We start from the raw sequence: 24450 nt of genomic DNA, 5'->3' as shown, positions 1-24450 counted from the left end.
TTCAACAGCACTCCAGCCGCGAGCGCGACATGGCATGACGCGGGGCATGCCATGCGCGTTGCATCCGCCACTGAGCGAACGCATGCGCCATGCCGAATTTCGGTGTACATGCGAGCGCAGGCGATCACCGGTCTGGTTCCGCCGCCGCGGCTGGATCTGAGGATCGGCTACGCGCGGCGACACCGATCACGCCGCAAGGCTGTCGGCCTCCGCTGCGGCATCCGCCGCCTCGTGCTCCTCGCCGCTGACGTGCTGCACCGCGGCGATGTCCCACGACACCGTGTCCGGATCGATCAGGGCGTGAATCGCGGCGCCCTGCAGTTCGCGCATCAGCCGCCGCGCCGACGCGGTGCCGTGCGCCACGCTGTCCCACAGCACCATGTCGACCACGCTGCCGTCGCGGCGGCGGGCGATGCGCCGCGAGCGAAAGCCGGGCTGGCGCTGCAGCCAGGCATCGACTTCGGCATTGGCGCGCAGGAAGGTGCGCCAGGTGCAGTCGTGCAGGCGGAAGGTGGCGATTTCCAGGGCTTCGGTATGGGGATGCATCGGTCTCTCCTGCGGTCTGCGTCGCCCGCATGGCGCGCTGACGGCGACGCGGCAGCGCGACGAGGGGCATGGGGGAAGGACAGGGCCGAACGGCCGGAACAGGCGGGCGGGGGCGGGCGTTCCGGGACGGCGCCGGGACGGGAACCGGCCGACACAGGATGCTGGCCCGCGTTGCGGGCGCGTTAGCGCGATCCAACGGAATTCTTGTACGATCCTGCAAGCCGCGTCGCGCCGTGGTCCGTGCCGGCGCAGCATCGTGCAAGCTTCCCTTCCTTCTCCGCACGCTACGGCGCCCTTGCCGATGACCGCGCTCGCTCACCGCTACCAGGAAATGGCCGCCCTGGTTGCCCGATTGGCCACGCCCGATGGCGACCACGATACCGCCATCGAGGGCTTCTTCTGTTCCTACCGCTCCGCGCCATCGCCGAAGACGCATACCGCCCAATGGCCCGTCTTCGCGCTGGTGCTGCAGGGCGAGAAGTGCCTGACCCTGGGCAGCGAGGAGTACCGCTACGGGGTCGGCACCTTTCTGCTGGTGACGCTGGATCTGCCGGTGGTCTCGCGCATCACCCAGGCCAGCCCGGAACACCCGTTGCTGGGCGTGGGCATGTCGATCCGGCCGGACCGGCTGCGCGAACTGCTCGAGCGCATTCCCTTGCCGCCGCAGGTCGGTGCCGAGCGCCCGCGCGGGGTGTCGGTCAACACCGCCTGCCCGGACCTGCTGGACGCGACGCTGCGCATGCTGCGGCTGCTCGAGCGGCCGGCCGATATCGCGGCGATGGCGCCGCTGATCGAACAGGAGATCCTGTATCGCCTGCTGGTCGGTCCGTGCGGGCCGAACCTGCTGCGCATCGCCCAGGAGGACAGCCCCAGCAACCGCATCGCCAAGGCCATCGCCTGGCTGCGCCAGCACTACGCCGAACCGCTGCGGATCGAAGACCTGGCGCGCCAGGTCAACATGAGCGTGTCCTCGCTGCATCACCATTTCAGTGCGGTCGCGGCAATGACGCCGCTGCAGTACCAGAAGCAATTGCGCCTGCGCGAGGCGCGGCGGCTGATGGTGGTCGAGCGCATGGACGTGGGCGCGGCCGGCTACCGGGTCGGCTACCAGAGCCCGTCGCAATTCAGCCGCGAATACAGCCGGCTGTACGGGCGTTCGCCGCGCAGCGACCTGGCCGAACAGCTGGGCCTGGCCGGCTGAGCGAAACTGGCATGCGCGGTGGGTGCCGCGACGTTGCATTGCGCGCTACGTGTGGCCGCGCTCGCCTACGCGACGACCGCATGCTGATGCGCGCGTGCAGCCGGAGTCCTACGGTGTCGTCTCCGGATCGCCCAGCCACGCCGCCACGATCCGCGCATAGGCACCGCTGGCCTTGCTCAGGTGCAGCCACTGGTCGACGTAGGCCTTCCAGACCATGTCGTCGCGCGGCAGCAGGAATGCCTTCTCGCTGTACTGCAGCGGCTGCTGCGGCGCCACCGCGCACAGGCCCGGCACCTGGCGCTGCTGGAAGCGCGCCTCGGAGGCGTCGGTGATCATGACGTCGGCGCGGCCCTCGTGCAGGTCGCGGAAGATGGCCGGGTTGTCGTCGGAGAGGAGCAATTGCGCATGCGGCAGCTCGCGGCGGGCGAAGGCCTCATTTGTGCCGCCGCGCGGTTCGATCACCCGCACCTCGGGGCGGTCGATCTGGGCGATGGCGCGGTAGCGCGCGCGATCGGCGCAGCGCACCAGCGGGATCTTGCCGTCGACCTCCAGCACCGCGCTGAACCAGGCTTGGCGCTGCCGCGGCAGCGACACCGAGATGCCGCCGACGGCGATGTCGCAGCGGTCGGCGAGCAGGTCCGGCAGCAGGGTCGGCCAGCCTGTCGGCACCCACTGGATCTTGACCTCCAGGCTCTCGGCCAGCGCTTGCGCCAGGGCGATGTCGATGCCTTCGTAGCTGCCGTCGGCGCGCAGGCGGCTATAGGGCGCGTAGTCGCCGGTGGTGCACACGCGCAGCGCGCCGCGCTGCAGGACGCTGTCCAGGTGCGAGGGCGCGGCGTGCGCCGGCAGCGCCAATGCGGCGCCGAGCAGGGTGGCGGCCAGGCGTCGGATCATGCGGGTCTCCTGCGGCAGGGCGGGCGCCGGTGCCCGCTGGCTGTACGCCGGCTGTCGCAGCGCCGGCGCGCGCCACCTTAGCCGGTTTCCGCGCGCGCCGGCACAATCCCTGGCAGGACAAGGCCTTGCGCGCGCAGAGCGGCCGCAGGTGGCGCCGTATCGCCGCCAGCCGCGCGCGGCGGCACGCGCCGGCAACGGAACTCGCGGCACGCTGTACCGGTCCGTCCTCCACATTCGCTATCGCGCCTGCCCATGGATCCCCGATCGTCGTGACCGCCCTCCCTGCGCAAGACCGTTGGCAGCAGCTGTGGGCGGCACTGGCGACCGCAATGATCCTGGTGTTGCTGGGGCGCCTGCTGTGGGGCGCACCATCGGCGCCGCCACGCGTGGCGGCCGACGATGCGCTGCGGCTGGTGTTCCTGCCGCCGCAACCCGTGCAGCGCGCCGCGGTCCCGCCATCGGCCTCCGCGCCTGCGCCGTCGACGGCCGCGCGCACGCACGCCCCCGCACGGCAGCCGCCCGCCGCCGCCGCGCCGCCGTCCACGCCCACGCAGGCTGCGCCCGCCGCCGCCGACACGCGGATGGCGGCGACGCTCTATACCGGCGATGGCCATCCGCGCCTGCCAGATGGGGTGGCGGTGGATCCGTTCGCGCAGGCGCAGGGCACGCCGCCGGGGACGCTCAATCCGCGCGACGTCGCCAAGTCCAAGCGCCTGCTCGAACGGCCCAACCCGATCGACTACCGGTCGACCCGCTTCGACAAGGACTGGGCCAGCGACGGCACTCTCGGCGACGTCGCCGTGCAGGGCATCGACCGGGCGATCAGGCAACTGCTGCCCAAGAACACGCATCAGTCGGCCGTGGCGCGGCCGCCGCCGGACTTGCGCTTCAATCCGGCGCTGCACGAACGCCCCAGCGACCTTGGCAGCGAGGCCACCGGCGATGCCTACAAGGCCGCGCCGATCGCCTTCGAGAAGGCGCCGGGACTGGATGGCGAAGCCAGCCGGCGGATTCGCCAGGCCCTGGCCGATCTGCAGCAACGCCGCGGCGCCTGTCCGGCGGCACGGCGCGCGCGCCTGCTGGCGCCGGTGCAGCAGCACCTGGATGCGCTGCTGCAGGTGGAGACCGCGATGGCCAAGGGCGCCGACCCGATCCGCGCGCAGCAACTGCTGCCGCGCGAGGCCGACAGCGCCTACGACCTGGCGCGGCGCGCGCTGTGGTATGCCGACCAGAAACTGGCGGCATGCGCGCCGTAAGTGGCGTGCGATGGGCGCGGCTTCAGCTGCGAAGAGCGGAGGCAGCCGGGCGATTCGACCATGGCAGGAGTCGGGACTGAAGTCCCTCCCACAGTGCACCCAGACAGCGCGTCGCGCGTTCCTTGTAGAGCGGCTTCGGCCGCGATGAGCGAAGAGGCGGCGATTCGACCTTGGAAGCCGTCGGGACTGAAGTCCCTCCCACAGTGCGCCCAGACAGCGCATTGCACGTTCCTTGTGGAGCGGCTTCGGCTGCGATGGGCGAAGAAGGCGGGCGATTCGACCTTGGAAGCCGTCGGGACTGAAGTCCCTCCCACAGTGCACCCAGACAACGCGTCGCAAGTTCCTGTAGGAGCGGCTTCAGCCGCGACGCGTGGTGTCTGGCACCGTCGATGGTGTGTCGGCGCCTGGTCGCGGCTGAAGCCGCTCCTACAAGGGGCTGTCGGAAAGCGGACCGAGGGACCGGCCATCACTCGCGTCGACATGCGCTGGGCGATGATGCGCGCCCGTCCTGTCCGATCGTGTCGCCGATGCCCCTAGCCCGTGCCGCGCTGTGCCTGCTGCTGTGCTGTGGCGTGGTCGCCGGCGCGTCTGCGCGCACCGTGTACCGCTGCGTGCGCGACGGCACGGTCAGCCTGGCCACGGCGCCGGAGCCGGGCTCGCGCTGCACGCCGAAGGAGCTGGATGACGCGGCGATCGCCACGCCCAATCTGTGGGGCAACCTGGGCGTGTTCAGCGGCACGTTGTACGAGCGCGAGCAGGACGGCCAGTTGGTCTACTCCACGCGCAACCTGCCGGGCTCGCGGCCCTATCTGCGCTTCACCGCGGTGACCCCGCCGGGCGAAAGCGCGCATCCCGGCCTCGGCAAGGTCGGCGCGCCCCAGTTGCAACCGCATGCCAAGCAGTTCCGCGCCGCGGCGCGCGCCACCGGCGTGGACGAGCCGTGGCTGCGCGCGATCGCGCATGCCGAGAGCGGCTTCGATGCCGCCGCGGTCTCACCCAAGGGCGCACAGGGGGTGATGCAGTTGTTGCCGGAAGTCGCCAAGGAATACGGCGTGCACGACCCGTTTGCGGCCGACCAGTCGATCGCCGGCGGCGCGCGCTACATGCGCGCGCTGCTGCGTCGCTACGCCGGCGACCGGGTGCTCGCCGCCGCGGCCTACAACGCCGGCATCGGCACGGTGGCGCGCTACGGCGGCGTGCCGCCGTACGCGGAGACCCGCGAGTACATCGACAAGGTGATGGCGCTGTACCAGCGCTATCGCGTCGCGATGGGCATCCCCGTGGAGACGCCGGCGCAGTAGCTGCGGCGCCGACCGCTGGCGATGACGCATGCGCATGCGCAGGCGGACGCGGCGTGGCCGCGCTGCCGCCCGCAGCGCTTCAGAGCGCGACTGCTTCCGCCTCGGCGTCGGCCTGCGCTTGCGCGTGCGCCGCTGTCGGCGCGGCGGCCGGTGCCGCGTACAGATCCATCAGCAACAGGGTCACGCCATTGGTCCAGCCGAAGCCGTCCTGCAGGGCGTACTCGCCGCCGCCGCCGCCCTTGGCCTGCGCGTCCACCGCATACTTCTCCACCAGCTTGTGCTGTTGCGCGAACAGCGCCTGCACCCGCGCCAGGAAGCGGCTGCCGATGCGCTGCGCCAGGGCGTCCTGGCCGTAGCGGCGCAGGCCGTCCACGGCGATCCACTGCAGCGGCGCCCAGCCGTTGGGTTCGTCCCACTGCTGGTCGGTGTGCAGGCGCGTGGTCGCCAGGCCGCCGGGACGCAGCAACTGCGCCTGCACGGTGTCGGCGCTGCGCTTGGCCCGGGCCGGTGAGGCGACGCCGACGAACAGCGGGTACAGCGCCGCGGCGGTGACCTGCTCGCGCAGCCGGCGCTGCTGCCAGTCGTAGTCGGCGTAGTAGCCGGCATCGCTCCACAGGTGCTTGTCGATCGCGGTCTTGCGTGCGCTGGCCAGGGCCGCGTAGTCGGTGTCGCAGCCGGCCGCGCCCGGGTTCTTGGCGCAGGCCACGGCCAGAGTGCTCTCCAGGTGGTAGAGCAGGCTGTTCAGGTCGACCGGGACGATGGCGGTGGTGCGGATGCTGGCCAGGGTCTTGCGGTCGCCGAGCCAGCGGCTGGAGTAGTCCCAGCCGCTCTCGGCGCCGGCGCGCAGGTCGCGGTAGACCTCGGCGGCCGGGCGGTCCTTGGCCTCGGCGGCGGTGCGCACGTCGTGCAGCCAGGCTTCCGGGCGCGGCGTGTCGCGGGCGTCCCAGTAGCGGTTGAGCAGGCTGCCGTCGGCCAGCCGCACCACGTGCGCATGCGCGTTGCCCGGAGCCAGGTTCTGCGCGCCCTCCATCCAGTACGCGTATTCCTTCTGCAACTGTGGCAGGTAACGCGCGTAGGCCGCATCGCCTTCCACCTTGGCCTGCAACTGCACCATGTGCGAGAAGAACGGCGGCTGCGAGCGGCTCAGGTAGTAGGTGCGGTTGCCGTTGGGGATGTGCCCGTAGGTGTCGATCAGGTAGGCGAAGTTGTCCAGCATCTGCCGGCTGCGTTCGTGTTCGCCGCTCTCCACCAGGCCGAGCATGGTGAAGTAGGAGTCCCAGTAGTAGACCTCGCGGAAGCGCCCGCCCGGCACCACGTAGGGGTGCGGCAGCGACAGCAGGCTGCTGTAGGCCGGCACCTCGACCTGGCGGCGCACCAGCAGCGGCCACAGCGCGTCGATGTGTTCGCGCAGGCCGGTGTCCTGGCGGATCGCCTCGGTCTGCACCGGGCCGGATTCCTCGAAGTTGGCGGCGACGAAGCGGCGCAGGTCGAAGCCGGGTTGCTGGCGCTGCGCCAGATAGTCGGCGTTGATCAGCGCCGGGTCGCGCAACGGCAGCGCATCGACGAAGTGCTTCTGGTCGTCGAACAGCTCCTGCCGCTGCACCGCCTGGAACAGTTCCGGGTAGGCCAGGTCGGGCGTCTGCGGCGGCGGTGCCGGCGCGGTCAGCGTCGTCGCCGGCGCGGCCTCGGCCATGGCGGTGTCGGCGGTACCGAGCAACAGGCCGAGCGACAGGCTCAGCAGCGGGGTGCAGCAGGGAGGAGCGGCATGGCTCATGTCAGGTCCAGAGCAGGATGCGTGCGGCATGGTAAACGACCGAGGCGGAGACGGGGCGGCCGCGGCCGGATCCGATGCGGGGCCTGCCGATCGTGCCCTGGCGGCCGCGCGCCGGCCGGCTCGCACCGGTGAGGACCGCAACGCCTGGGGGCATGCAAGAACGGGGCCGCTGCAGGGCTCGGCGCTCGATCGCCGTGCCAGCTTGGGGGCTGCCCGCCTGCGGGGGGGGGGGGGGCTCAGCGCCACCCGTGTCAGGGCGGGGGCCGTCTAGCGCGCTACGACGCGCGGCGGCACGCGCCGCGCAGGTCAGGGCGTCTGCGGCCGCTGGCGGTCCTTCTCGGCGCTGAGCGCGGCTTCGGCGCGCAGGAACACCAGCCCGATCGGCTCGTCCGCGCGCGTGGCCTGGGCGTCGCCGACCAGGACGGTCAGCCCCAGCGCCTGCTGCCGCGCGGCGATCTCGCGCAGGCCGCGCAGCTTCTGTTCGGCATCGGCGCCATGCAGCATGACGATGAACTCGGCGTGCTCGGTGGCGCGGTCCACCGTGTCGGCGCCGCCGTCGTGCACGTAGCTGGCCAGGGTGCGGTCGAGCTGCTGCAGGCTGCTGCCCAGCAGGCGTTCGCTCTGCCGCTCGGCCAGCGCGGCCAGTTCCTGCACTTCCAGGATCACCACCCGGTAGCGGCCATCGGTGGCGGCGCCGTGGGCATCGGCCGAATGCGGTTGCAGGATCGCCTCGCGTTCGCGTTGCAGGGTGCGGCGGCGTTCGTCGAGCAGGCGCATGGTGGTGCGCGCCAGCGCACGCAGGCCGTCGCGCTGGGCGTCGGTGAGCTGGCGTGGCGCGGTGTCGAGCACGCAGACCGTGCCCAGGGCGATGCCCTCATCGGTCACCAGCGGCATGCCGGCGTAGAAGCGCGCGCCGGTGTCGCCGCGGACCACCGAGATGTCGGCAAACCGCGGGTCCTCGGCGAGGTCGGGCACTTCCAGCAATTGCTTGGGCTCACGGATCGCGTGGTCGCATACCGCCTGGCTGCGCTCGGTCTGCGGCACCTCCAGGCCCATCCGTGCCTTGAACCATTGCCGGTCGCGGTCCAGCAGCGACAGCAGCGCGATCGGCGTATCGCACAGCGCAGCGGCGATCTGCACGATGTCCTGGTAGGCGTCCTCGGGCAGGCTGCCGACGATGCGGTAGCTGTCGAGGACTCGCTGGCGCTGGGCTTCATCGGTCATGGATGGCGTGGGGTCTGGCGCGGATCGCGAGGCGCAGCACCATACCGTAGGGCGCGCGGATGCCGCGTGGAAAAGCGTGCAAGCGTGACGCGGTGCACGCCAAGGCCCTTGTCGCGCGCGCCGTGCCGCTCGGCACTCGAGCAACTGGCCGTCGCTGTCCAGCACCTGCGCCTGGCCCAGCTTCAGCGCGCGCGCCGGCGCTTCGCTCTGCTTGGGTCACGGCCTGAAGCCGCTCCTGCGGGGTGCGGCGAACGCGGGGCTGGCTCCAGTCGTCGGAGCGGGGCGTGCCCCGCCCCGCAACGAGAGTCGGCGGGCATGGCGGTCAGTCCGCTGTGCTGGCGCCGAGCGCGCGCAGCTGTGTCTGCAGTGTGGCGGCATTGTCGAGGGCGTGACCGAGCGCGGTGTTGTCGAAGATCACCCAGGCTTCGCCGGTGTGCGGCGTGGTGGCGACGACGTGGTCGGCCAGCCGGCGCAGCGCGTCGTCGGCGTAGTCGCTGTAGTAGATGCGTGGCGCGCCGTGCCAGCGCCAATAGGCCGGCGCCGCGGTGCCCGCCGGCTGCGCGGCATCGGCGTCCAGGGCCGGATCGGCGGCCACGCGCGCGATCCTGTGGCGCTGCCACAGCGCCTCGGCGCGCGCGCCGAACCAGCTGGCGTGGCGCGGCTCGCAGGCGATGCCGCCGTGCCAGCGGCGCCGCAGCATGGCGAAGAAGGTGGCGGCGGTGCGCGCGTCGAAGGCCAGGCTCGGCGGCAGCTGCACCAGCAGGCAGCCGAGCTTGTCGCCGAGATGGCCGACTTCGCCGAGGAAGGTCTGCAGCAGCGGCGCGACGCGGTACAGGCGCGCGTCGTGGGTGATCGTGCGCGGCAGCTTGGCCGAAAAACGGAAATCCGCCGGCACGCTATCGGCCCAGCGCTGGTAAGTGACGGGGCGGTGCGGGCGGTAGAACGAGGAATTGATCTCGACCGCATCGAAGCGCGTGGCATAGCGCGCCAACTGGCTGGCGCCGTCGCCGACCAGCGCGCGCTGCGTGCTGGCGATCGACCAGCCGGCGCAGCCGACGCGGATGCGTGGCGCGGCGTCGGTGCGGCGTGGCGAGGCGGTCGGCATCGGCGGTGGCAGGCGGGACGAGTCTTTGGGATATCAAGCGCTGCGGCCAAGCGCCGTGAAGGAGATTGCCGGCCATACCCGCCTGCCGGCAGGTTCATGCGTCGTCCGCATCCTCCTCGTCGACCAGTCCCTGGCCGAACTGGAGGAAATCCGGGCAGAGCGGCCTTTCGGCGTGGGCCTGGTTCTGTTCGGGGCTGAGCTCGCTGTCGAAGGTGTCGGTGGTGAAATAGCTGACGGCTCCCGTGTCCAGATCCAGGCAAAAGAAGTTGCCGCCGCAATCGTTCGCGAACGGCAGCAGGCGTGCGGGCAGAACCTGTTTCTGCAGCATCAACCGGTAGGTGGACAGCAGCGTGTAGTCGCAATGCGCAATCGGTTTGAACGTGGCGACCTCGATCGGCTCATAGTCCTCTTCGCCGACCCAATACGCTCGCTCAGGCATGCCGCCGTTGTACTTGAGGTAATGCTCCCGGAAGGGAGTCGGCAGCTTCCTGCCAATCACCGATTCCAGGTGATCCAGGTCCGCTGGGGTGACGGCCGCTTCGCCATCCGAGAGTGTGTTTTCAAGCATCGTGATCCCCGATCGGCAGCAGTGCCCAGGAGACGAGTCTACTTTTCGAAGGGTGTTTGGTCAGCCGGCTTTCCCGGAAACCGCAAGGACCGGCCCGCAGACGTCGTTCCGACCTTGCACCGCTTGAATGTCGAGCGACCGATGCGTGCAGCGCGCAACACTGGCTGCGATCGGCAGCGCGCTTGTGCGCGTGCCTCCAACGCGGGACTGGGGATCGGGCAGCATATGCACCACTGCGCGCGTCGCCACGCCAAGGCGTTTCGGCGCCGCGGGCGATCCGTCCGCACGCCGCCTTGCGACGCATGGCCGGGATCTTCCGGCCATGCGCGTATTGCCTTACTGCTTGGCGGCCGCCGAGGCCTTCGCCTTGACCGGCTGGCCGTCGCTGTCGAGCACCTGCACCTCGCCCAGCTTCAGCGCGCGCACCGGCGCTTCGATCTGCTTGAGGTCGCCGACGATGACCCAGGTCATCGCCTGCGGCGCCACGATCTCCTTGATCGCCGCTTCCGCCGCCGGCTGGTCGACCGCTTCCAGGCGCGTCTTCAGCGTCTGCACGTAGTCGTCCGGGCGGCCGTACTGGACGATGCCTTCCATCGCGCTGAGCACCGCACCGGTGGTCTCGAAGCTGCCCGGCAGGGCGCGCACGCGCTGTTCCTTGATCTTGGCGATCTCGGCGGCGGTCAGCGGCTTGTCGCCGACCACGGCCTTGGCTTCCTTGAGGATCTCGGCGGCCGATTCGGCGGTCTTGTCGGTCTGCACCGGGGCGAAGAACAGGAACGGGCGCTGGCCGATCGCGTCGATCATGAAGCTGTTGGCGCCGTAGGCCCAGCGCTTGTCCTCGCGCAGGTTCATGTTCAGCCGCGAAGTGAAGGTGCCGCCGAAGGCGCCGTTGGCCACGCCGATCGCCAGGTTGTTCGGCGCCTTTGTCGAGGGCGCCAGCAGGCCGGCCAGGATCAGCGACTGCGGGGCGTCGTCGCGGTTGATCAGGAACACGCGTGGCTTGGGCTGCGCGGCCACCTGCGGCAGGCTCTTGGTCGGGCGCTTGCCGGACGGAGCCTGCCAGTCGCCGAAGGCGGCATCCAGCTGCGGGATGATCTTGGCCAGGGTGGTGTCGCCGGCGACCAGGATGCGCACGTTGTCCGGACGCAGCCAGTTGTTCTGGAACGCGCTCAGGTCGCCCGCGGTGAGGCTCTTGATCGCCGCCTCGGTGCCGGTGCCGGTGAGCGGCACGCCGTACGGATGGCTGGGGCCGTACAGCAGCGGCGGCAGGGTGCGCAGCGCCAGGCCCTGCGGCTGGGTCTTCTCCTGCGCGATCGAGGCCAGCCACTGGCCGCGGATGCGCTCGATGTCGTCGGCCTTGAACGCCGGGTTGCGCACGATGTCGGCGAACAGGTCCAGCGACGGCGCCAGCTGGTCGTTGAGTGCGTTGAGCGAGGCGTCGCAGCTGTCCAGTTCGCAGGACACGCTGGTCATCGCGCCCAGGCGCTGGCGGCGCTGCGCCACGTCCACCGAATCCAGGTTGCGGGTGCTCTCGTTCATCAGCGCCGCGGTGAAGTTGGCGGTGCCGAGCTTGCCGCCGCGGTCGGTCGCATAACCGGCATCGAACAGCAACTGGATCTGCGTGACCGGGATGGTGTGACGCTCGGCCAGCACCACCTCGATGCCGTTCTTGAGCTTGCCGCGCTGCAGCTGCGGGAAGCTCAGGCTCGGGAACTGGCTGGTCTCCGGCACGCCGGCAGCGCGGTCCACCTGCGACTTGCCGACGCTGTAGTTACCCTTCGCCGGCATCTTCGGCGCGGGCTTGCCCGGGGCTGCGGCCAGCGGCTTGACCGCCTTGTCCTCGGCGGCCGGATCGAAGCCTTCCGGCGCCGGCAGCACGGTCAGCAGGTAGTCGCCCTTGCCGAACCAGGTGTCGGCGGCCTTGCGCACGCTGGCGACGGTGGCCGCCTGCGCGCGTTCCAGGTCCTTCTTGTAGGCGCCCGGATCGTTGCGGTAGACCTGGCCCTCGGCCAGCACCGTGGCCTTGCCGCCGAAGCCGCCGACCTTCTCCAGGCCGCGCACGAAGCCGGCGCGGTAGCCGACCTGGGCGCGCTGCAGTTCGTCGGCGGTGGGGCCTTCGGCCAGGAACTTCTGCAGTTCGTCGGCGATGGCGGCCTCGACCTTGGCCGGGTCCACGCCTTCCTTCACGTCGGCGGTGATCTGCAGCTGGCTGGCCAGCGCGAACGACTGCAGGCCGGCGGAGACGTCGTCGGCCAGCTTGTCGCGGTAGACCAGGCGCTGGTACAGGCGGCTGGTCTTGCCGCCGCCGAGCACGGTGGTGGCCAGGTCCAGTAGCACCGCGTCGTCGGTGCCCAGCTGCGGCGCGACCCAGGTGCGGTAGATGCGCGGCTGCGCGACGTGGTCGTGCTGCACGCCGCGGGTCTGCTTGGCCAGCGGCGTGATCCACGGCTGCTGGCGCGGCACCGGGCGGCCGGCGGGGATGTCGCCGAAGTACTGCTCGGCCTTGGCCTTGGCCTGCGCCACGGTGATGTCGCCGGCCAGCACCAGGGTGGTGTTGGCGGCGCCGTAGTTGTCGTGGAACCACTGCTTGACGTCGTCCAGCGAGGCCGCGTCGAGGTCGGCCATCGAGCCGATGGTGTCGTGCTGGTAGGGGTGGTTGGCCGGGAAGATGTTGGCCAGGATGTTCTCGTCGACGCGGCCGTAGGGGCGGTTCTGGCCCTGGCGCTTTTCGTTCTGGACCACGCCGCGCTGGGTGTCCAGTTCCTTCTGGCCGATCGCGCCGAGCAGGTGGCCCATGCGGTCCGACTCCATCCACAACGCGGTGTCCAGCGCGGTGGTCGGCACGGTCTCGAAGTAGTTGGTGCGGTCGAACCAGGTGGTGCCGTTCATGTCGGTGGCACCGACTTTCTCGAACGGCTGGAAGTAGGTGCCCTTGTGGTTCTCCGAGCCGGAGAACATCAGGTGCTCGAACAGGTGCGCGAAGCCGGTCTTGCCCGCCGGCTCGTCGCCCGAGCCGATGTGGTACCAGATGCTCACCGCCACCACCGGCGCCTTGTGGTCCTCGTGCACCACCACGGTCAGGCCGTTGGGCAGGGTGAAGCGGGTGTAGGCGATCTCCGGCGCGGTCGCCTGGGCCGGCGTGGCCGCGGCCAGGGCCGACGGCGCGGCGACCAGGGCGGCGCCGGTGCCGAGGGTGAGGATGCTGGAGATCAACAGCGACAAGGGTCGGAGCATGGGCCGGGCCTGAGTGTGGACAGTGCGCCAGCATAGAGGCGCAGCGGCGGCCGCGGGAACGTGACTGATGGCACACCGAGGGGGCGGCGACCGGCTCCGCGCACGGCCACGCCCGGGGAGCGTGGCCGTGCGGGATCTTAGAAACGCAGCGCAGCGCTCAGCGCGCGGCGCAGAAACCGAACTCGGCGGTCGCGCCCGGGGCCAGGGTCTTGTTCCAGCCCACGCCGCTGGCGCTGAGGGTGGTGCCGGACTGGGTCCAGTTGGCGTTCCACAGGTTGCTGACGGTGCCGCTGATGGACAGGGTGGCGGTCCAGTCGCCACTGCTGCCGCCGGTGTTGCTGACCTGCACGCGGTTGCAGTAGCCGGCGTTCCAGTCGCTGTCGACCAGCACCTTGGTGCTGAAGCTGCTGCCGGACGGTGGCGGCGTGGGCGTTCCGCCGCCGCCGTTGCCACCGCCGTTACCGCCCTCACCACCACTGCCGCTGCCGGCGCCGTCCCACAGCTTCTTCAGCAGGGTCACCTTGTCGCTGCGCACCGTGCTCCAGTCGTCGTTGAGGATGCCGCCGGTGTCGCCGCTGTTCGGGTTCCACGACCAGTAGAAGCCGCTGTGGATGCCCTTGCCGATCAGGTAGTCGACCAGCGCGTTCTGCCACTGCACGTCCAGCGGGTTGCCCTGGCCGTACTTGCCGCCGAACTCGCCCAGCAGCAGCGCGTGGCCGGCCTGGACGAACCGGCCGAAGTGCTGCTCCCAGATCGCCGGCATGTTGGCCGGGAAGTTGGAGGCGCTGAAGTAGGACTGCATGGACACGTCCGGCCCGTACACGTGCGGGGCGAGCAGCAGGCGGTTGGCCGGAATCGCCAGCGGGGTGCAGGCCAGCGGTTCCAGATTCTCGCCCCAGAAGTGCGCGGTGCCGCTCGAACAGGTCGGCGTGTCGGCGATGCCTTCGACCACGATCAGCCAGTTCGGCGCCGCTTTCAGCACCGCCGCCGACGCGCGTTCGGCCGCCTTGTTCCAGTCGGTGGCGGCATTGCCGCTGCCCCAGGTGGCGGCGCCGTGCGGCTCGTTCTTCAGGTCCAGGCCGATCACCCCCGGCACCGACGCGTAGCGCTTGGCGACGAAGCTCAGGTCGTCCAGCCATTGCTGCTCGCTGTAGCTGCCGGTGTACCAGAGCTCGGAGATGGCGTTGCAATCCGGCGTGTGGTGGTCGAGCAGCACGTACATGCCGCGGCTGCTGAGTTCGTTGATCACCTTGTCCAGGATCTGCAGCGAGTTCAGGCCCTGCAGGTCCGGATTGCGGCTGTAGTCGATGCTGCCGGGCGACACCGCCTGCAGCGTCTGCGGGCAGAACGGCAGGCGCACGGCATTGAAGCCCAGGCCCTGCATCTGCGTGATCATGTCCTTCCAGTTGCGCGCCCACAGGCCGTGCACGGTGTGCTGCGAGGTCTCGAAACCGAACCAGTTGACGCCGCGCAGTTGCACGGCGTTGCCGGCGTCGTCCACCACTTTGCCTTGCTGGATGGCGTAGCTCCAGGCCGAGCCGCTGGCGATCACGAGCGCCGCGGCCAGCAGGCAGCGGGTGAGGCGGGAATGCAGGGACCGTTTCATCGCGGTGCTCCGATGGCGGCCGGTGCGGGGCGCGCCGGCCAAGGGGGGGGCGGATGCTTGGCGGCGATGATCGGCAGTGTCCCGCCGCGGCGGCCGTGATTGCCGTTGCAGAAGACGTGCTTGTCCACCGATTGCGCGCAGGCGCTGTGGTGGCGTCCACGGGCGCGCAGTCGCCCGGTGCAAATGGCAACGGCAGCGTCGTGGGACGCTGCCGTTGGCATGGGCCCCGCGCGCTGCGCGAGGCGATGGTGCCGCCTTCAGCGGGCGGCGCAGAACCCGAACTCGGCGGTGGCGCCGGCGGCCAGGGTCTTGTTCCAGTCCACGCCGCTGGCGCTGAGCGTGGTGCCCGACTGCGTCCAGGTGGCGTTCCACAGGTTGTTGATCGTGCCGCTGATGGACAGGGTGACCGCCCAGTTGCCGGTGGCGCTGCCGCTGTTGGTCACCTGCACGCGTTCGCAGTAGCCGGCGTTCCAGTCGCTGTCGACGATGACCTTGGTGCTGAAGCTGGCGCTGCCCGGGGCCGGGGTCGGGGTCGGGGTCGGCTCCGGGTTAGGCGTAGGCGTCGGAGTGGGCGTCGGCGTGGTGCCGCCGGTGTCGCCCCACAGCCGCTTCAGCCCGGCCATCTTCTCGGTGCGCACGGTGGTCCAGTCGTCGTCGAGCACGCCGCCGGTGTCGCGGCTGTTGGGGTTCCACGCCCAGTAGAAGCCGCTGCGGATGTTCTTCTTGATCAGGTAGTCGATCAGCGCCTTCTGCAGGATCGGATCCTGCGCCTGGTTGCGGCCTTCGTTGCCGCCGAACTCACCGATCATCATGGCGTAGCCGCGCTGGGTCAGCTGGCCGAACTGGCGCTCCCAGATCGCCGGCATGTTGGCCGGGAAGCTGCCGTCGCCGAAGTAGGGCTGCCAGTTCACGTCCGGGCCGTACACGTGCGGCGACAACAGCAGGCGGTTGGCCGGCACATTGAGCTTGGTGCAGGTCAGCGGTTCCAGGTTGCCGCCCCACCAGTAGCCGTTGCTGCTGGAGCAGGTCGGGTTGTCGGTGATGCCCTCGACCACGATCAGCCACTTCGGCGCCACCTTCAGCACCGCCGCCGAGGCGCGCTCGACCGCCTTGTTCCAGTCGGTCTTGAGGTTGCCGGTGCCCCAGGTGTTGCGGCCATTCGGCTCGTTCTTCAGGTCGATGCCGATCACGCCCGGCACCGACGCGTAGCGCTTGGCCACGAAGCTCAGGTCGCTGAGCCACTGCTGCTCGCTGTAGGAGTCGGTGTACCAGAGCTCGGAGATACCCTGGCAATCGGGCGAGTGGTGGTCCAGCAGCACGTACATGCCGCGGCTGCTGAGTTCGTTGATGACCTTGTCCAGCACCTGCAGCGAGCTCAGACCCTGCAGGTCCGGATTGCGGCCGTAGTCGATGCTGGTCGGCGCCACGCCGCGCAGGGTCTGCGGGCAGAACGGCAGGCGCACGGCATTGAAGCCCAGGCCCTGCATCTGCGTGATCATGTCCTTCCAGTTGCGCGCCCACAGGCCGTGCACGGTGTGCGCGCTGCCTTCGAAGCCGAACCAGTTGACGCCGCGCAGCTGCACCGCGTTGCCGCGGTCGTCCACCACCGTGCCTTTGCTGATCGCGTAACTCCAGGCCGAACCGCTGGCGGCCAGCAGCGCGGCGGCCAGCACGCAACGGGTGATGCGGGTGAGGGGGGACATCGACATCTCTGCAGGTCTCCGGAAGCGAGCCGGCCCGCAGTCGGAGCGGCCCGGGTGAGGTGGGGAGTGACGGTTCTCACGCCGGGCTCGGGTGGAAGCCAGGGCGGGCGCGCGGATCGGCATGGGCCACCGGATTGGCGCGGACCCCGCGGTGCGCGAGCGCGGCATTAGAGCATGTTCAGCTTCATATTTGAGTGGTTTATCACAATAAATTTTTGCGACAGCGCACGTATGGCGGTCGTTCGACCCACCACGACCCGGTAGGGGCGCCGCTACACTCGCCCTTCTTTGTGTCTGCCGAGGGGAACCAAGTGAAACGACCGATCCTGAGCCTGCTGGCCCTGGCGCTGTCCGGCGCCTGCCTGGCGGCACCGCCGCCCGCACCGACCTTCGACACCAAGCGCCTGTCCACCGACGTCAAGACCCTGGCCTCCGACGCCTACGAGGGCCGCGCCCCGGGCTCGGCGGGCGAGGAGAAGACCGTGGCCTATCTGAGTGCGCAGTTCCAGGCGGCCGGCCTGCAGCCCGGCGGCGACCTGCGCGACGGCAAGCGCCTGTGGACCCAGGCGGTGCCGCTGCGCCGCGCCGACATCGTCGGCACCCCGACGCTGGCGATCGCCAGCGGCGACCAGCGCCAGGCCCTGACCCAGGGCCAGCAGATCGCCGTGCGCGCCGCGCTCGACGGCAGCAGCCAGGTGACCCTGGACGGGGCGCCACTGGTGTTCGTCGGCTACGGCGTCAAGGCGCCCGAGCGCGGCTGGGACGACTTCAAGGGCGTGGACCTGAAGGGCAAGATCGCGGTGGTGCTGATCAACGACCCCGACTTCGAGACCGGCAAGGGCGCGTTCGACGGCAAGGGCATGACCTACTACGGCCGCTGGACCTACAAGTTCGAGGAAGGCGCGCGGCAGGGCGCGGCCGGCGTGCTGATCGTGCATGAGACCGCACCGGCCTCCTACGGCTGGGCCACCGTCGCCAACTCCAACACCAACAGCATGTTCGACGTGGTCCGCGACGATCCCAAGACGGTGCATCCGGAGCTGGAAGGCTGGATCCAGCGCGATCTGGCGGTGGACCTGTTCAAGCGCGCCGGGCTGGATTTCGATGCGCTGAAGAAGCAGGCGCAATCGCGCGACTTCAAGCCGGTGGAACTGAAGGGCGAGCGCCTGTACGCCGACTACGCGGTGAAGTCGGAGGTGATCACCTCGCGCAACGTGGTCGCGCGGCTGCCCGGCAAGACCCAGCCGGACGACACCCTCATCTACACCGCGCACTGGGATCACCTGGGCGTGGGCGCGCCCGACGCCAAGGGCGACCGCATCTTCAACGGCGCGCTGGACAACGCCAGCGGCGTCGCCGCGCTGCTGGAACTGGCCCGCGCCTTCGCCAAGGGCCCGGCGCCGCAGCGCTCGGTGGTGTTCATGGCGGTCACCGCCGAGGAGAAGGGCCTGCTCGGCTCGGAGTACTACGCCTCCAAGCCGCTGTATCCGCTGGCGCGCACGGTGGCGGTGATCAACATGGACGGCATGAGCCCGTTCGGGCCGTCGCGCGATTTCGGCATCTACGGCACCGCCAAGCTGGAACTGCTCGACGACCTCAAGCGCGTGGCGAAGGGCTGGGATCTGCGCTACACGCCCGACCCGAAGCCGGAAGCCGGCTACTTCTTCCGCTCCGACCACTTCTCCTTCGCCAAGCGCGGCGTGCCGGCGCTGTCCTTCGCCGCCGGCCAGGACTGGGTGGACGGCGGCGTGGCGGCCGGCAAGGCCGCCGCGGACGACTACACCGCCAAGCGCTACCACCAGCCCGGCGACGAATGGCAGCCGAACTGGACCTTCGCCGGCGCCGCGCGCGACATGCAGGTGCTGTACACGCTGGGCGAGGAACTGGCCAACTCGACGCAGTGGCCGAACTGGAGCCGCGACTCCGAGTTCCGCGCCACGCGCGACGCCAGCGCCGCGCAGCGCCAAGCCGCGCCCGCCAAGTGAGCCACGCCCCGTTGCCGCCTGCCCCGCAGGCGGCTCCGGACCCGCTGCCGGGCGTGCGTGCGGACGTTGCCGATCAGGCCGACATGGACGCGGGCAACGACCCGCTGCCGCGCTGGCTGGTCGGTGTTGGCGTCGTCATGACCTTCCTGTTCGTCGGCCCGCCGCTCGGGACCGTGGTGGTCGGGCTGCCGGTGGCGATCGCGATGACCTGGGGGGAGAGCAACGGCGTCAGCGCCCCGCTGCTGCTGCTTCTGCTGATGGCGATGTTTTCCTATGTCTTCGGCGCCTTGCCGGCGCTGCTGACCGGGCTGTTCGCCGCCCGTGCCTGGCCACGCCTGCGTGGCTGGCGCGCGCATCTGCGCATCGGCCTGATCGGGGCCGGCACCTCGGCGGTGTGCGTCGCCGCGGCGCTGGCCCTGTTCGACAGACGCGACGACCCGTCCCACCAGGGCCTCGTCGCGGTGGGCCTGTGCGCCCTGGCCGGTTTCGTCGGCGCCGTGCTGCTGTCGCGCGCGTTGCAATTCCTGCGCGGCGGCTGACGCCGCCGCGGCTCAGCCGGCGCTGGCCTGCTGCAGCGACGGGGTGCGCCAGCCGGCGCGCACGCCCCAGAAGTAGAAGCCCAGCGCGACCACGCCGACCACCACCAGGTCCGGCCCGTAGGACAGATAGCCGTGACCGCCGAAGGTGGTGCTGCCGGCCCACGACAGCAGGGCGATGGTCGGCAGGTAGGCGATCAGCCAGCTGGCGCCGCGCAGGTGTCGGCGGAAATCCTTCCAGCCGTCGCGCTGCTGGTAGTAGGCATACACCGGCAGGGCCACCAGCATCAGCAGGATGATCTCGCCGGTCAGCGGCCAGCGCGCCCAGTACAGCAGTTCGGTGGCCAGCACGAAGGCCGCCGCGGCCAGCACCGGCAGGCCGGCGATGCGCAGCGGGCGGTGCATCTCCGGCGCGTGCTTGCGCAGCGCCATGGCGCTGATCGGGCCGGTGAGGTAGGAAATGATGGTGGCCACCGAGATCACCGCCGCCAGCGTGCCCCAGCCGCGGAAGAAGAACAGGAACAGGTAGGACACCAGCAGGTTGAAGAACATCGCCGGCCGCGGCACGCCCCAGGTCGGATGGATCCGGCCCAGCACCTTGGGCATGGTGCCGTTGCGCTCCATGCCGTAGATCATCCGTGCGGTGGTGGCGGTGTAGGTGATGCCGGTACCGCTGGGGCTGATGAAGGCGTCCACGTACAGCAGCATCGCCAGCCAGTGCAGGTTGACGATGATCGCCAGCTGCGCGAACGGCGAGCGGAAGTCGATGCCGTGCCAGCCGGCCTTGGCCAGCAGGTCCGGCGGCACCGCGCCCAGGTACGCGACCTGAAGCAGCACGTAGACCACCGTGGCCAGCGCGATCGAGCCGAGCACCGCGAACGGGATGCTGCGCCCGGGATTGCGTGCCTCGCCGGCCAGATTCACCGGGCTCTGGAAGCCGTTGAAGCTGAATACGATGCCGGCGGTGGCCACCGCGGTCAGCACCGCAGCGAAGTCGATGGTGTGGCTGCCGCCGTGCAGGCCGACGCTGAAGTTCTCGCTGTGGAAGCCGCTGGCGATCAGCGCAATGCCGGTCAGCGCCGGCACCACCAGCTTGAACACGGTGATCAGGCTGTTGGAGCGCGCGAACAGCTTCACGCTCCAGAAGTTCAGCAGGAAGTACGCCAGCACCAGCACTGCGGCGATGCACAGGCCGGGCACCGACAGCTCGCCGGCGCCGCCGGGCTGCTGCACGTACAGGTCCTGCGCCCACTGCCACGGCCAGGACGCCATGTACTGCACCGAGGCCTCGGCCTCCACCGGGATCACCGACACGATCGCGATCCAGTTGGCCCAGCCGGCAATGAAGCCGACCAGCGAGCCGTGCGAGTAGTGGCTGTAGCGGACCATGCCGCCGGACTCGGGAAACATCGCGCCCAGCTCGGCATAGGCCAGTGCGATGGTGGTGACGATCGCCGCGCCCAGCACCCAGGCCCAGATCGCACCGGGGCCGGCCAGCCCGGCGGCACGCCAGGCGCCGAACAGCCAACCGGAGCCGATGATCGAGCCGAGGCCGGTCAGCATCAGGGCGAACGGGCCGACATCGCGGCGCAGAGCGGAGTGGGTCATGGCGAGTCCGGGCGGCGGCGGGAAGCGGGGGATGATCGCATGGAAAGCCGGGAGTCGGGATTGGGGATTGGGGATTGGCTTAGAAGCAGGGATTCGGGATTGGTGGAAGCGCAGTGCCGCCATCCGCTTTTGCGAATCCCCAATCCCGAATCCCCCAATCCCCGCCATTACGCAAGCTTTACGCCCACAGTGCCCCAACGCCATGGAACGCTTATGCGGCGCGCGCGCAGACTGCGCCCCGTCCTTCCCGTTGGATGTGTTCCATGTCGATTCTGCTGATCCAGGGCCCGCATCGCGATGCGTCGGCCATCGCCGCGGCGCAGTGCCTGGCCGCTTCCCATGCCGCGCAGGTGGTGCCGGTGGCCTGCGCCGATGCCGCGCAGATCGTGGCGCGGCTGCGGCAAGGCGCCTGCGACGACACCGAGCTGGTGCTGCTGGATTCCGGCGAATTGCCGGCGTCGGAGTTGGCCGACCACGGCGCGCAGCTGTGCGCGGCGCTGGACGCGCTGGGCCACCCGTACATCGAGATGCACGACGCCAGCGCGCAGGCGCTGGAACTGCTCCTGCACCCGCGGCACGCGCCGTTGCTGACGGTGATCGCCAATGGTGCGCTCGCCGACAGCTACGCCATCGCCCTGGGCGTGGCGCAGCGCCGGCTCGGCGCGCGCGCGGCGCTGGCCAACTGAGGGCGCCGCCATGTCGATCCTGTTGCTCCGTGGCCCGGACTGCGTGGCCGGCCATCGCGGCCGCCCGGCGCGCATCGCCCCGCCGGTGATGCGGCAATTGCTGGCCAATGCCGGGCGCGCCGGCAAGACCCTGGCCGTGCGCGGCTGCGCCAGCGAGCGCGAACTGCTGCAGGCACTGGCCCAGGCCGACCAGGCCGGCGTGGAGATGCTGTTGCTGGATCCGGGCGCGTGCTCGGACAGCGCCGTCACCGCCGATGCGGTGGCGCACCTGCGTCGGCCCTACGTGGAAGTGCACGACGATGCCAGCGATCGCCGCGAAGCCTGCCTGTGCGCGGCCTCGGGGCAGCGCCTGGGCCAGGTCGGCGGCTACTGCGCGCAGGGCTACGCGCTGGCGCTGTCGATCGCGCTCGAACACCTGGGATGCAACGGCTACGAAGGCGATGTCCACGTCGGCACCTGAGCGCGCGCGCCACTACCTGGCCGACTACGAGGCCTATAGCTTCGGCCAGCGCGTGGCCTGGGGGACGCTGGCGCACACCTGGGCCGAGCCGGCGCCGCTGGACCCGGAGCGGCTGCTGTGCCGCCTGCGCGCGCAGGCGGCGCAGCGCCACGGCGTGGACAGCAGCGAGATCCGCATCCGCAGCGTGAGCCGGCTGTAGCGGCGTCTCTTCGGTTCCGCGCAGGCAGCGTCCCGTTGGCGCATGCCTGTGGCAGGTGAGCCGCGAGCGCGACGCACGCAGGTCCATGCCCTGGCGCGGCACGCTGTCCGGCGTGCCCGGCGCGGGGGAACATTTGCTAGGCTGGCGCGTCCGCGCTTTGCGCCATGGTCGCTCGGCACTGCGCCGTGGTGTCCATTGCGCCGGTCCCCGCGGTCGTCCTTCCAGCGCAGGTGTCGCCCATGCCCGTTGTGTCGCCGCTTCCGCGTTCGCGCATGCAGAAGGCGCAACGCGTCCGTGCGGCGGCCGTGCCTGCGCGGCGCGCGGCGTTGCCGTGGCAGGAGTGCCCATGCCCGGCGGGCTGAGCGGCTTCCTGCGCCTGCCTCGATTCGAACGCTGCCTGCTGGTGCCGGCCTGGGTGCTGCTGGGTGCGGCGCGTGCCGCGGTGCTGGCGCTGGGCTTCCGTCGCCTGGCCCCCTGCCTGGGACGCGGGGTGGCGGAGCCACCGCCCGCGCCGGTGCTGGATGCACGGGCGCAGCGCCGCGCCATCCAGATCGGGCGCACCTTGCGCCTGGCGGCGCGGCATACGCCCTGGGAATCCAACTGTCTGGCCCAGGCGCTGAGTGCGCGCTGCCTGCTCGGCCTGTTCCGGGTGCCGCACATGCTGTGCTTCGGCGCGGCGCGGGCGCCGGAGACGTTGGCGCTGCAGGCCCACGCCTGGGTGGTCGCCGGTCCGGTCCGGGTCACCGGTGGCGGTGGCGTGGAGCGTTTCGCCCGGATCGGTTGTTTCGTGGTGCCAGCGGAACCGCGGCGATGAGCGTTTGGCGCGCCTTGCGCCGGTTGCTGGGCTGGGCGCCGCGTGGTCGCCTGCTTGGCGTATTCGTCCTGATGTCGCTGGCCGGCGCCAGCGAGGGCATCGGCGTGCTGCTGCTGGTGCCCTTGCTCGGCGCACTGCAAGGCGGTGGCGCGACCAGCGGCGGTGCGATGGCGCATGCCGTCGGCGAAATCGTCGGCATGCTCGGCTTGCCGTCCGACGCCCCGCTGCCATTGCTGGCGCTGTTCTGCGCGCTGGTGCTGTTGCGCAATGGCATCCATTACGCACGCGAGCACGCTGCCGCCCGCTTGCAGCAGGACGTGGCCGAGCGCCTGCGCGAGGCCAGCTTCGCCGCACTGCTGGAGGCGCAATGGCGATGGTTGGTGGCCCAGCGCAGTAGCGACCATGCCAGCCTGATGCTGACCGAAGTGGAGCGGGTCGGGGTCGGGCTCGGCCATGCATTGCTCATGCTCGCGTCCCTGGCCACCGCCATCATCTATCTGTTCGCGGCCATTGCACTTGCCGGGACGCTGGCGTTGGCCACGGTCGTGGCGGGCGCGCTGCTGCTGTTGCTGCTGCTCGGCCGCCGCCGTCGCGTGCTGCGGCTGGGCAGCGCGCTGACCCAGACCAGGCAGCGCCTGCATGCCGGCATGCACGACAGCCTGGCCGGGTTGCGCCTGGCCAAGATCCTGGGGGCCGAGGCGCGCTATCGCGCTGTCGTGAACCGCGATGCGACGGCCGTGCGCGACCTGCAGGCGCGCTTCGCGTCGGGCCTGGCGCTGTCCAAGGCGCTGCTGCACAGCGCGGCGGCGCTCCTGCTGGCCGCTTATGTGCTGCTGGGTCTGCAGGTCTGGCACCTGCCGCTGGCCGAGCTGCTGATCCTGGTGGTGATGTTCGCGCGCTTGCTGCCATTGCTCACAATGGCGCAGCAGCAGCACCAGTACTGGGTGCATACCGTGCCCGCGTTCCTGGAAGTGGAGCGGCAACTGGCACAGGCGCGCGAGTGGTCCGAGCCGGCGCTGCCGCCGCGTGCCATCGACTGGCAGGTCCAGACGCAGATCGCCCTGCGCGATGTGCAGGTGCGTTATGCCGGTCGCGAGGCGTCGGCCCTGCAGGAGATCTCGCTGGTCTTGCCGGCGCGCACCACCACCGCCATCGTCGGCGCCTCCGGCGCGGGCAAGAGCACGCTGGCCGATGTGCTGTGCGGTCTGTTGGGCCCGGACCGGGGCGCGCTGGAGATCGACGGTGTGACCCTGGATGCGCACGCGCGCCGCAGCTGGCGGCACGCGGTGGCGTACGTGTCGCAGGATACCTTCCTGTTCAACGACAGCATCCGCAATAACCTGCTGCTGGCCGCACCGCACGCCGATGCGGCAACGCTGCAGCTGGCCCTGGAGCAGGCCTCGGCGCAGTTCGTGCATGCGCTGCCGCAGGGCTGGGAGACCGTGATCGGCGATCGTGGCATGCGCCTGTCCGGGGGCGAGCGGCAACGCCTGGCGCTGGCGCGTGCATTGCTGCAGCGGCCCGCGTTGCTGATCCTGGACGAAGCCACCAGCGCGCTGGATCACGACAACGAAGCGCGCATCCGCGCCGCGATCGAGCGCCTGCACGGCGATCTGACCGTGGTGGTGATCGGCCATCGGCTGGCCATGCTGGAACGCGCGGACCAGGTAGTGGTGCTGGAGGAGGGCCGGGTGCGCGCGCAGGGCCGCTGGCACGAAGTGGCCGCGGCATGGACCGGCGCGGCATGACA

At 70.6% G+C, this 24450-nt stretch carries 20 protein-coding genes; 10 read left to right on the top strand and 10 right to left on the bottom strand.

The window, feature by feature from the left end:
* Window positions 1-186 precede the first annotated feature (186 nt).
* The gene (locus QN245_RS19175) at window positions 187-546 is read right to left on the bottom strand and encodes a hypothetical protein (protein WP_317843937.1); all 360 of its coding nucleotides are present in this window, start codon (window positions 544-546) and stop codon (window positions 187-189) included.
* A gap of 301 nt (window positions 547-847) precedes the next feature.
* Between QN245_RS19175 and QN245_RS19170 the strand changes: the two genes are divergently transcribed.
* On the top strand, window positions 848-1747 hold the full coding sequence (locus QN245_RS19170; protein WP_160971043.1) for an AraC family transcriptional regulator: 900 nt from the start codon (window positions 848-850) through the stop codon (window positions 1745-1747).
* 108 nt (window positions 1748-1855) lie between these two features.
* Here the strand turns inward: QN245_RS19170 and QN245_RS19165 are convergent, their stop codons facing one another.
* Window positions 1856-2641 carry a transporter substrate-binding domain-containing protein gene (locus QN245_RS19165; protein ID WP_317843936.1) on the bottom strand — a complete coding sequence of 262 codons (786 nt, stop codon included), beginning with the start codon at window positions 2639-2641 and terminating at the stop codon, window positions 1856-1858.
* 329 nt (window positions 2642-2970) lie between these two features.
* On the opposite strand from QN245_RS19165, the gene QN245_RS19160 reads away from it, so the two are divergent.
* Window positions 2971-3897, top strand: coding sequence for a hypothetical protein (locus QN245_RS19160; RefSeq protein WP_425612969.1), 927 nt, complete (start codon window positions 2971-2973; stop codon window positions 3895-3897).
* A gap of 527 nt (window positions 3898-4424) precedes the next feature.
* A complete protein-coding gene (locus tag QN245_RS19155; RefSeq protein WP_160971049.1) occupies window positions 4425-5198 on the top strand; it encodes a lytic transglycosylase domain-containing protein in 774 nt (257 codons plus the stop codon).
* Window positions 5199-5277: 79 nt separating this feature from the next.
* Here QN245_RS19155 and treA read toward each other — a convergent pair whose 3' ends face one another.
* From treA to QN245_RS19120, 7 genes are all read right to left on the bottom strand, one after another.
* The gene (gene treA, locus QN245_RS19150; protein ID WP_317843934.1) at window positions 5278-6972 is read right to left on the bottom strand and encodes an alpha,alpha-trehalase TreA; all 1695 of its coding nucleotides are present in this window, start codon (window positions 6970-6972) and stop codon (window positions 5278-5280) included.
* Window positions 6973-7278: 306 nt separating this feature from the next.
* Window positions 7279-8196 (bottom strand): GAF domain-containing protein, encoded by a 918-nt coding sequence (locus QN245_RS19145; protein ID WP_317843933.1) that lies wholly within the window; start codon window positions 8194-8196, stop codon window positions 7279-7281.
* A 322-nt stretch (window positions 8197-8518) separates the two neighbouring features.
* Complete coding sequence (locus QN245_RS19140; protein WP_317843932.1) at window positions 8519-9301, bottom strand: DUF72 domain-containing protein; 783 nt, start codon at window positions 9299-9301, stop codon at window positions 8519-8521.
* Window positions 9302-9395: 94 nt separating this feature from the next.
* Complete coding sequence (locus QN245_RS19135; protein WP_317843931.1) at window positions 9396-9869, bottom strand: SMI1/KNR4 family protein; 474 nt, start codon at window positions 9867-9869, stop codon at window positions 9396-9398.
* Window positions 9870-10205: 336 nt separating this feature from the next.
* Window positions 10206-13103 (bottom strand): M16 family metallopeptidase, encoded by a 2898-nt coding sequence (locus QN245_RS19130; protein WP_317843930.1) that lies wholly within the window; start codon window positions 13101-13103, stop codon window positions 10206-10208.
* Between the two features lie 157 nt (window positions 13104-13260).
* Window positions 13261-14709, bottom strand: coding sequence for a cellulase family glycosylhydrolase (locus QN245_RS19125; RefSeq protein WP_317843929.1), 1449 nt, complete (start codon window positions 14707-14709; stop codon window positions 13261-13263).
* A gap of 257 nt (window positions 14710-14966) precedes the next feature.
* Window positions 14967-16412: a cellulase family glycosylhydrolase gene (locus tag QN245_RS19120; protein WP_425612968.1), complete on the bottom strand. Its 1446-nt coding sequence runs from the start codon at window positions 16410-16412 to the stop codon at window positions 14967-14969.
* Window positions 16413-16723: 311 nt separating this feature from the next.
* Here QN245_RS19120 and QN245_RS19115 point away from each other — a divergent pair, with 311 nt between their 5' ends.
* Both QN245_RS19115 and QN245_RS19110 read left to right on the top strand, forming a co-directional pair.
* Complete coding sequence (locus QN245_RS19115) at window positions 16724-18397, top strand: M28 family metallopeptidase (protein WP_317843927.1); 1674 nt, start codon at window positions 16724-16726, stop codon at window positions 18395-18397.
* A gap of 83 nt (window positions 18398-18480) precedes the next feature.
* The gene (locus tag QN245_RS19110; protein WP_317843926.1) at window positions 18481-18936 is read left to right on the top strand and encodes a hypothetical protein; all 456 of its coding nucleotides are present in this window, start codon (window positions 18481-18483) and stop codon (window positions 18934-18936) included.
* 12 nt (window positions 18937-18948) lie between these two features.
* On the opposite strand, the gene QN245_RS19105 is transcribed toward QN245_RS19110, so the two are convergent.
* Window positions 18949-20541 carry an APC family permease gene (locus QN245_RS19105; protein ID WP_184449447.1) on the bottom strand — a complete coding sequence of 531 codons (1593 nt, stop codon included), beginning with the start codon at window positions 20539-20541 and terminating at the stop codon, window positions 18949-18951.
* Between the two features lie 263 nt (window positions 20542-20804).
* Between QN245_RS19105 and QN245_RS19100 the strand changes: the two genes are divergently transcribed.
* From QN245_RS19100 to QN245_RS19080, 5 genes are all read left to right on the top strand, one after another.
* Window positions 20805-21227 carry a hypothetical protein gene (locus QN245_RS19100; RefSeq protein ID WP_317843925.1) on the top strand — a complete coding sequence of 141 codons (423 nt, stop codon included), beginning with the start codon at window positions 20805-20807 and terminating at the stop codon, window positions 21225-21227.
* 10 nt (window positions 21228-21237) lie between these two features.
* Window positions 21238-21687 carry a type II 3-dehydroquinate dehydratase gene (locus tag QN245_RS19095; protein WP_160959607.1) on the top strand — a complete coding sequence of 150 codons (450 nt, stop codon included), beginning with the start codon at window positions 21238-21240 and terminating at the stop codon, window positions 21685-21687.
* Window positions 21668-21886 carry a hypothetical protein gene (locus tag QN245_RS19090; protein WP_152235729.1) on the top strand — a complete coding sequence of 73 codons (219 nt, stop codon included), beginning with the start codon at window positions 21668-21670 and terminating at the stop codon, window positions 21884-21886. Before QN245_RS19095 ends, QN245_RS19090 begins: the two co-directional genes overlap by 20 nt.
* A gap of 346 nt (window positions 21887-22232) precedes the next feature.
* Complete coding sequence (locus QN245_RS19085) at window positions 22233-22700, top strand: lasso peptide biosynthesis B2 protein (RefSeq protein WP_317843924.1); 468 nt, start codon at window positions 22233-22235, stop codon at window positions 22698-22700.
* The gene (locus QN245_RS19080; protein WP_317843923.1) at window positions 22697-24448 is read left to right on the top strand and encodes an ABC transporter ATP-binding protein; all 1752 of its coding nucleotides are present in this window, start codon (window positions 22697-22699) and stop codon (window positions 24446-24448) included. The genes QN245_RS19085 and QN245_RS19080 overlap by 4 nt, the downstream gene beginning before the upstream one ends.
* Window positions 24449-24450 lie beyond the last annotated feature (2 nt).

This window comes from Xanthomonas rydalmerensis, assembly GCF_033170385.1.
Taxonomy (GTDB): Bacteria; Pseudomonadota; Gammaproteobacteria; order Xanthomonadales; family Xanthomonadaceae; genus Xanthomonas_A; species Xanthomonas_A rydalmerensis.
Note: the sequence above shows the minus strand (reverse complement) of the source record. Positions and strands in the feature narration are given on the sequence as shown.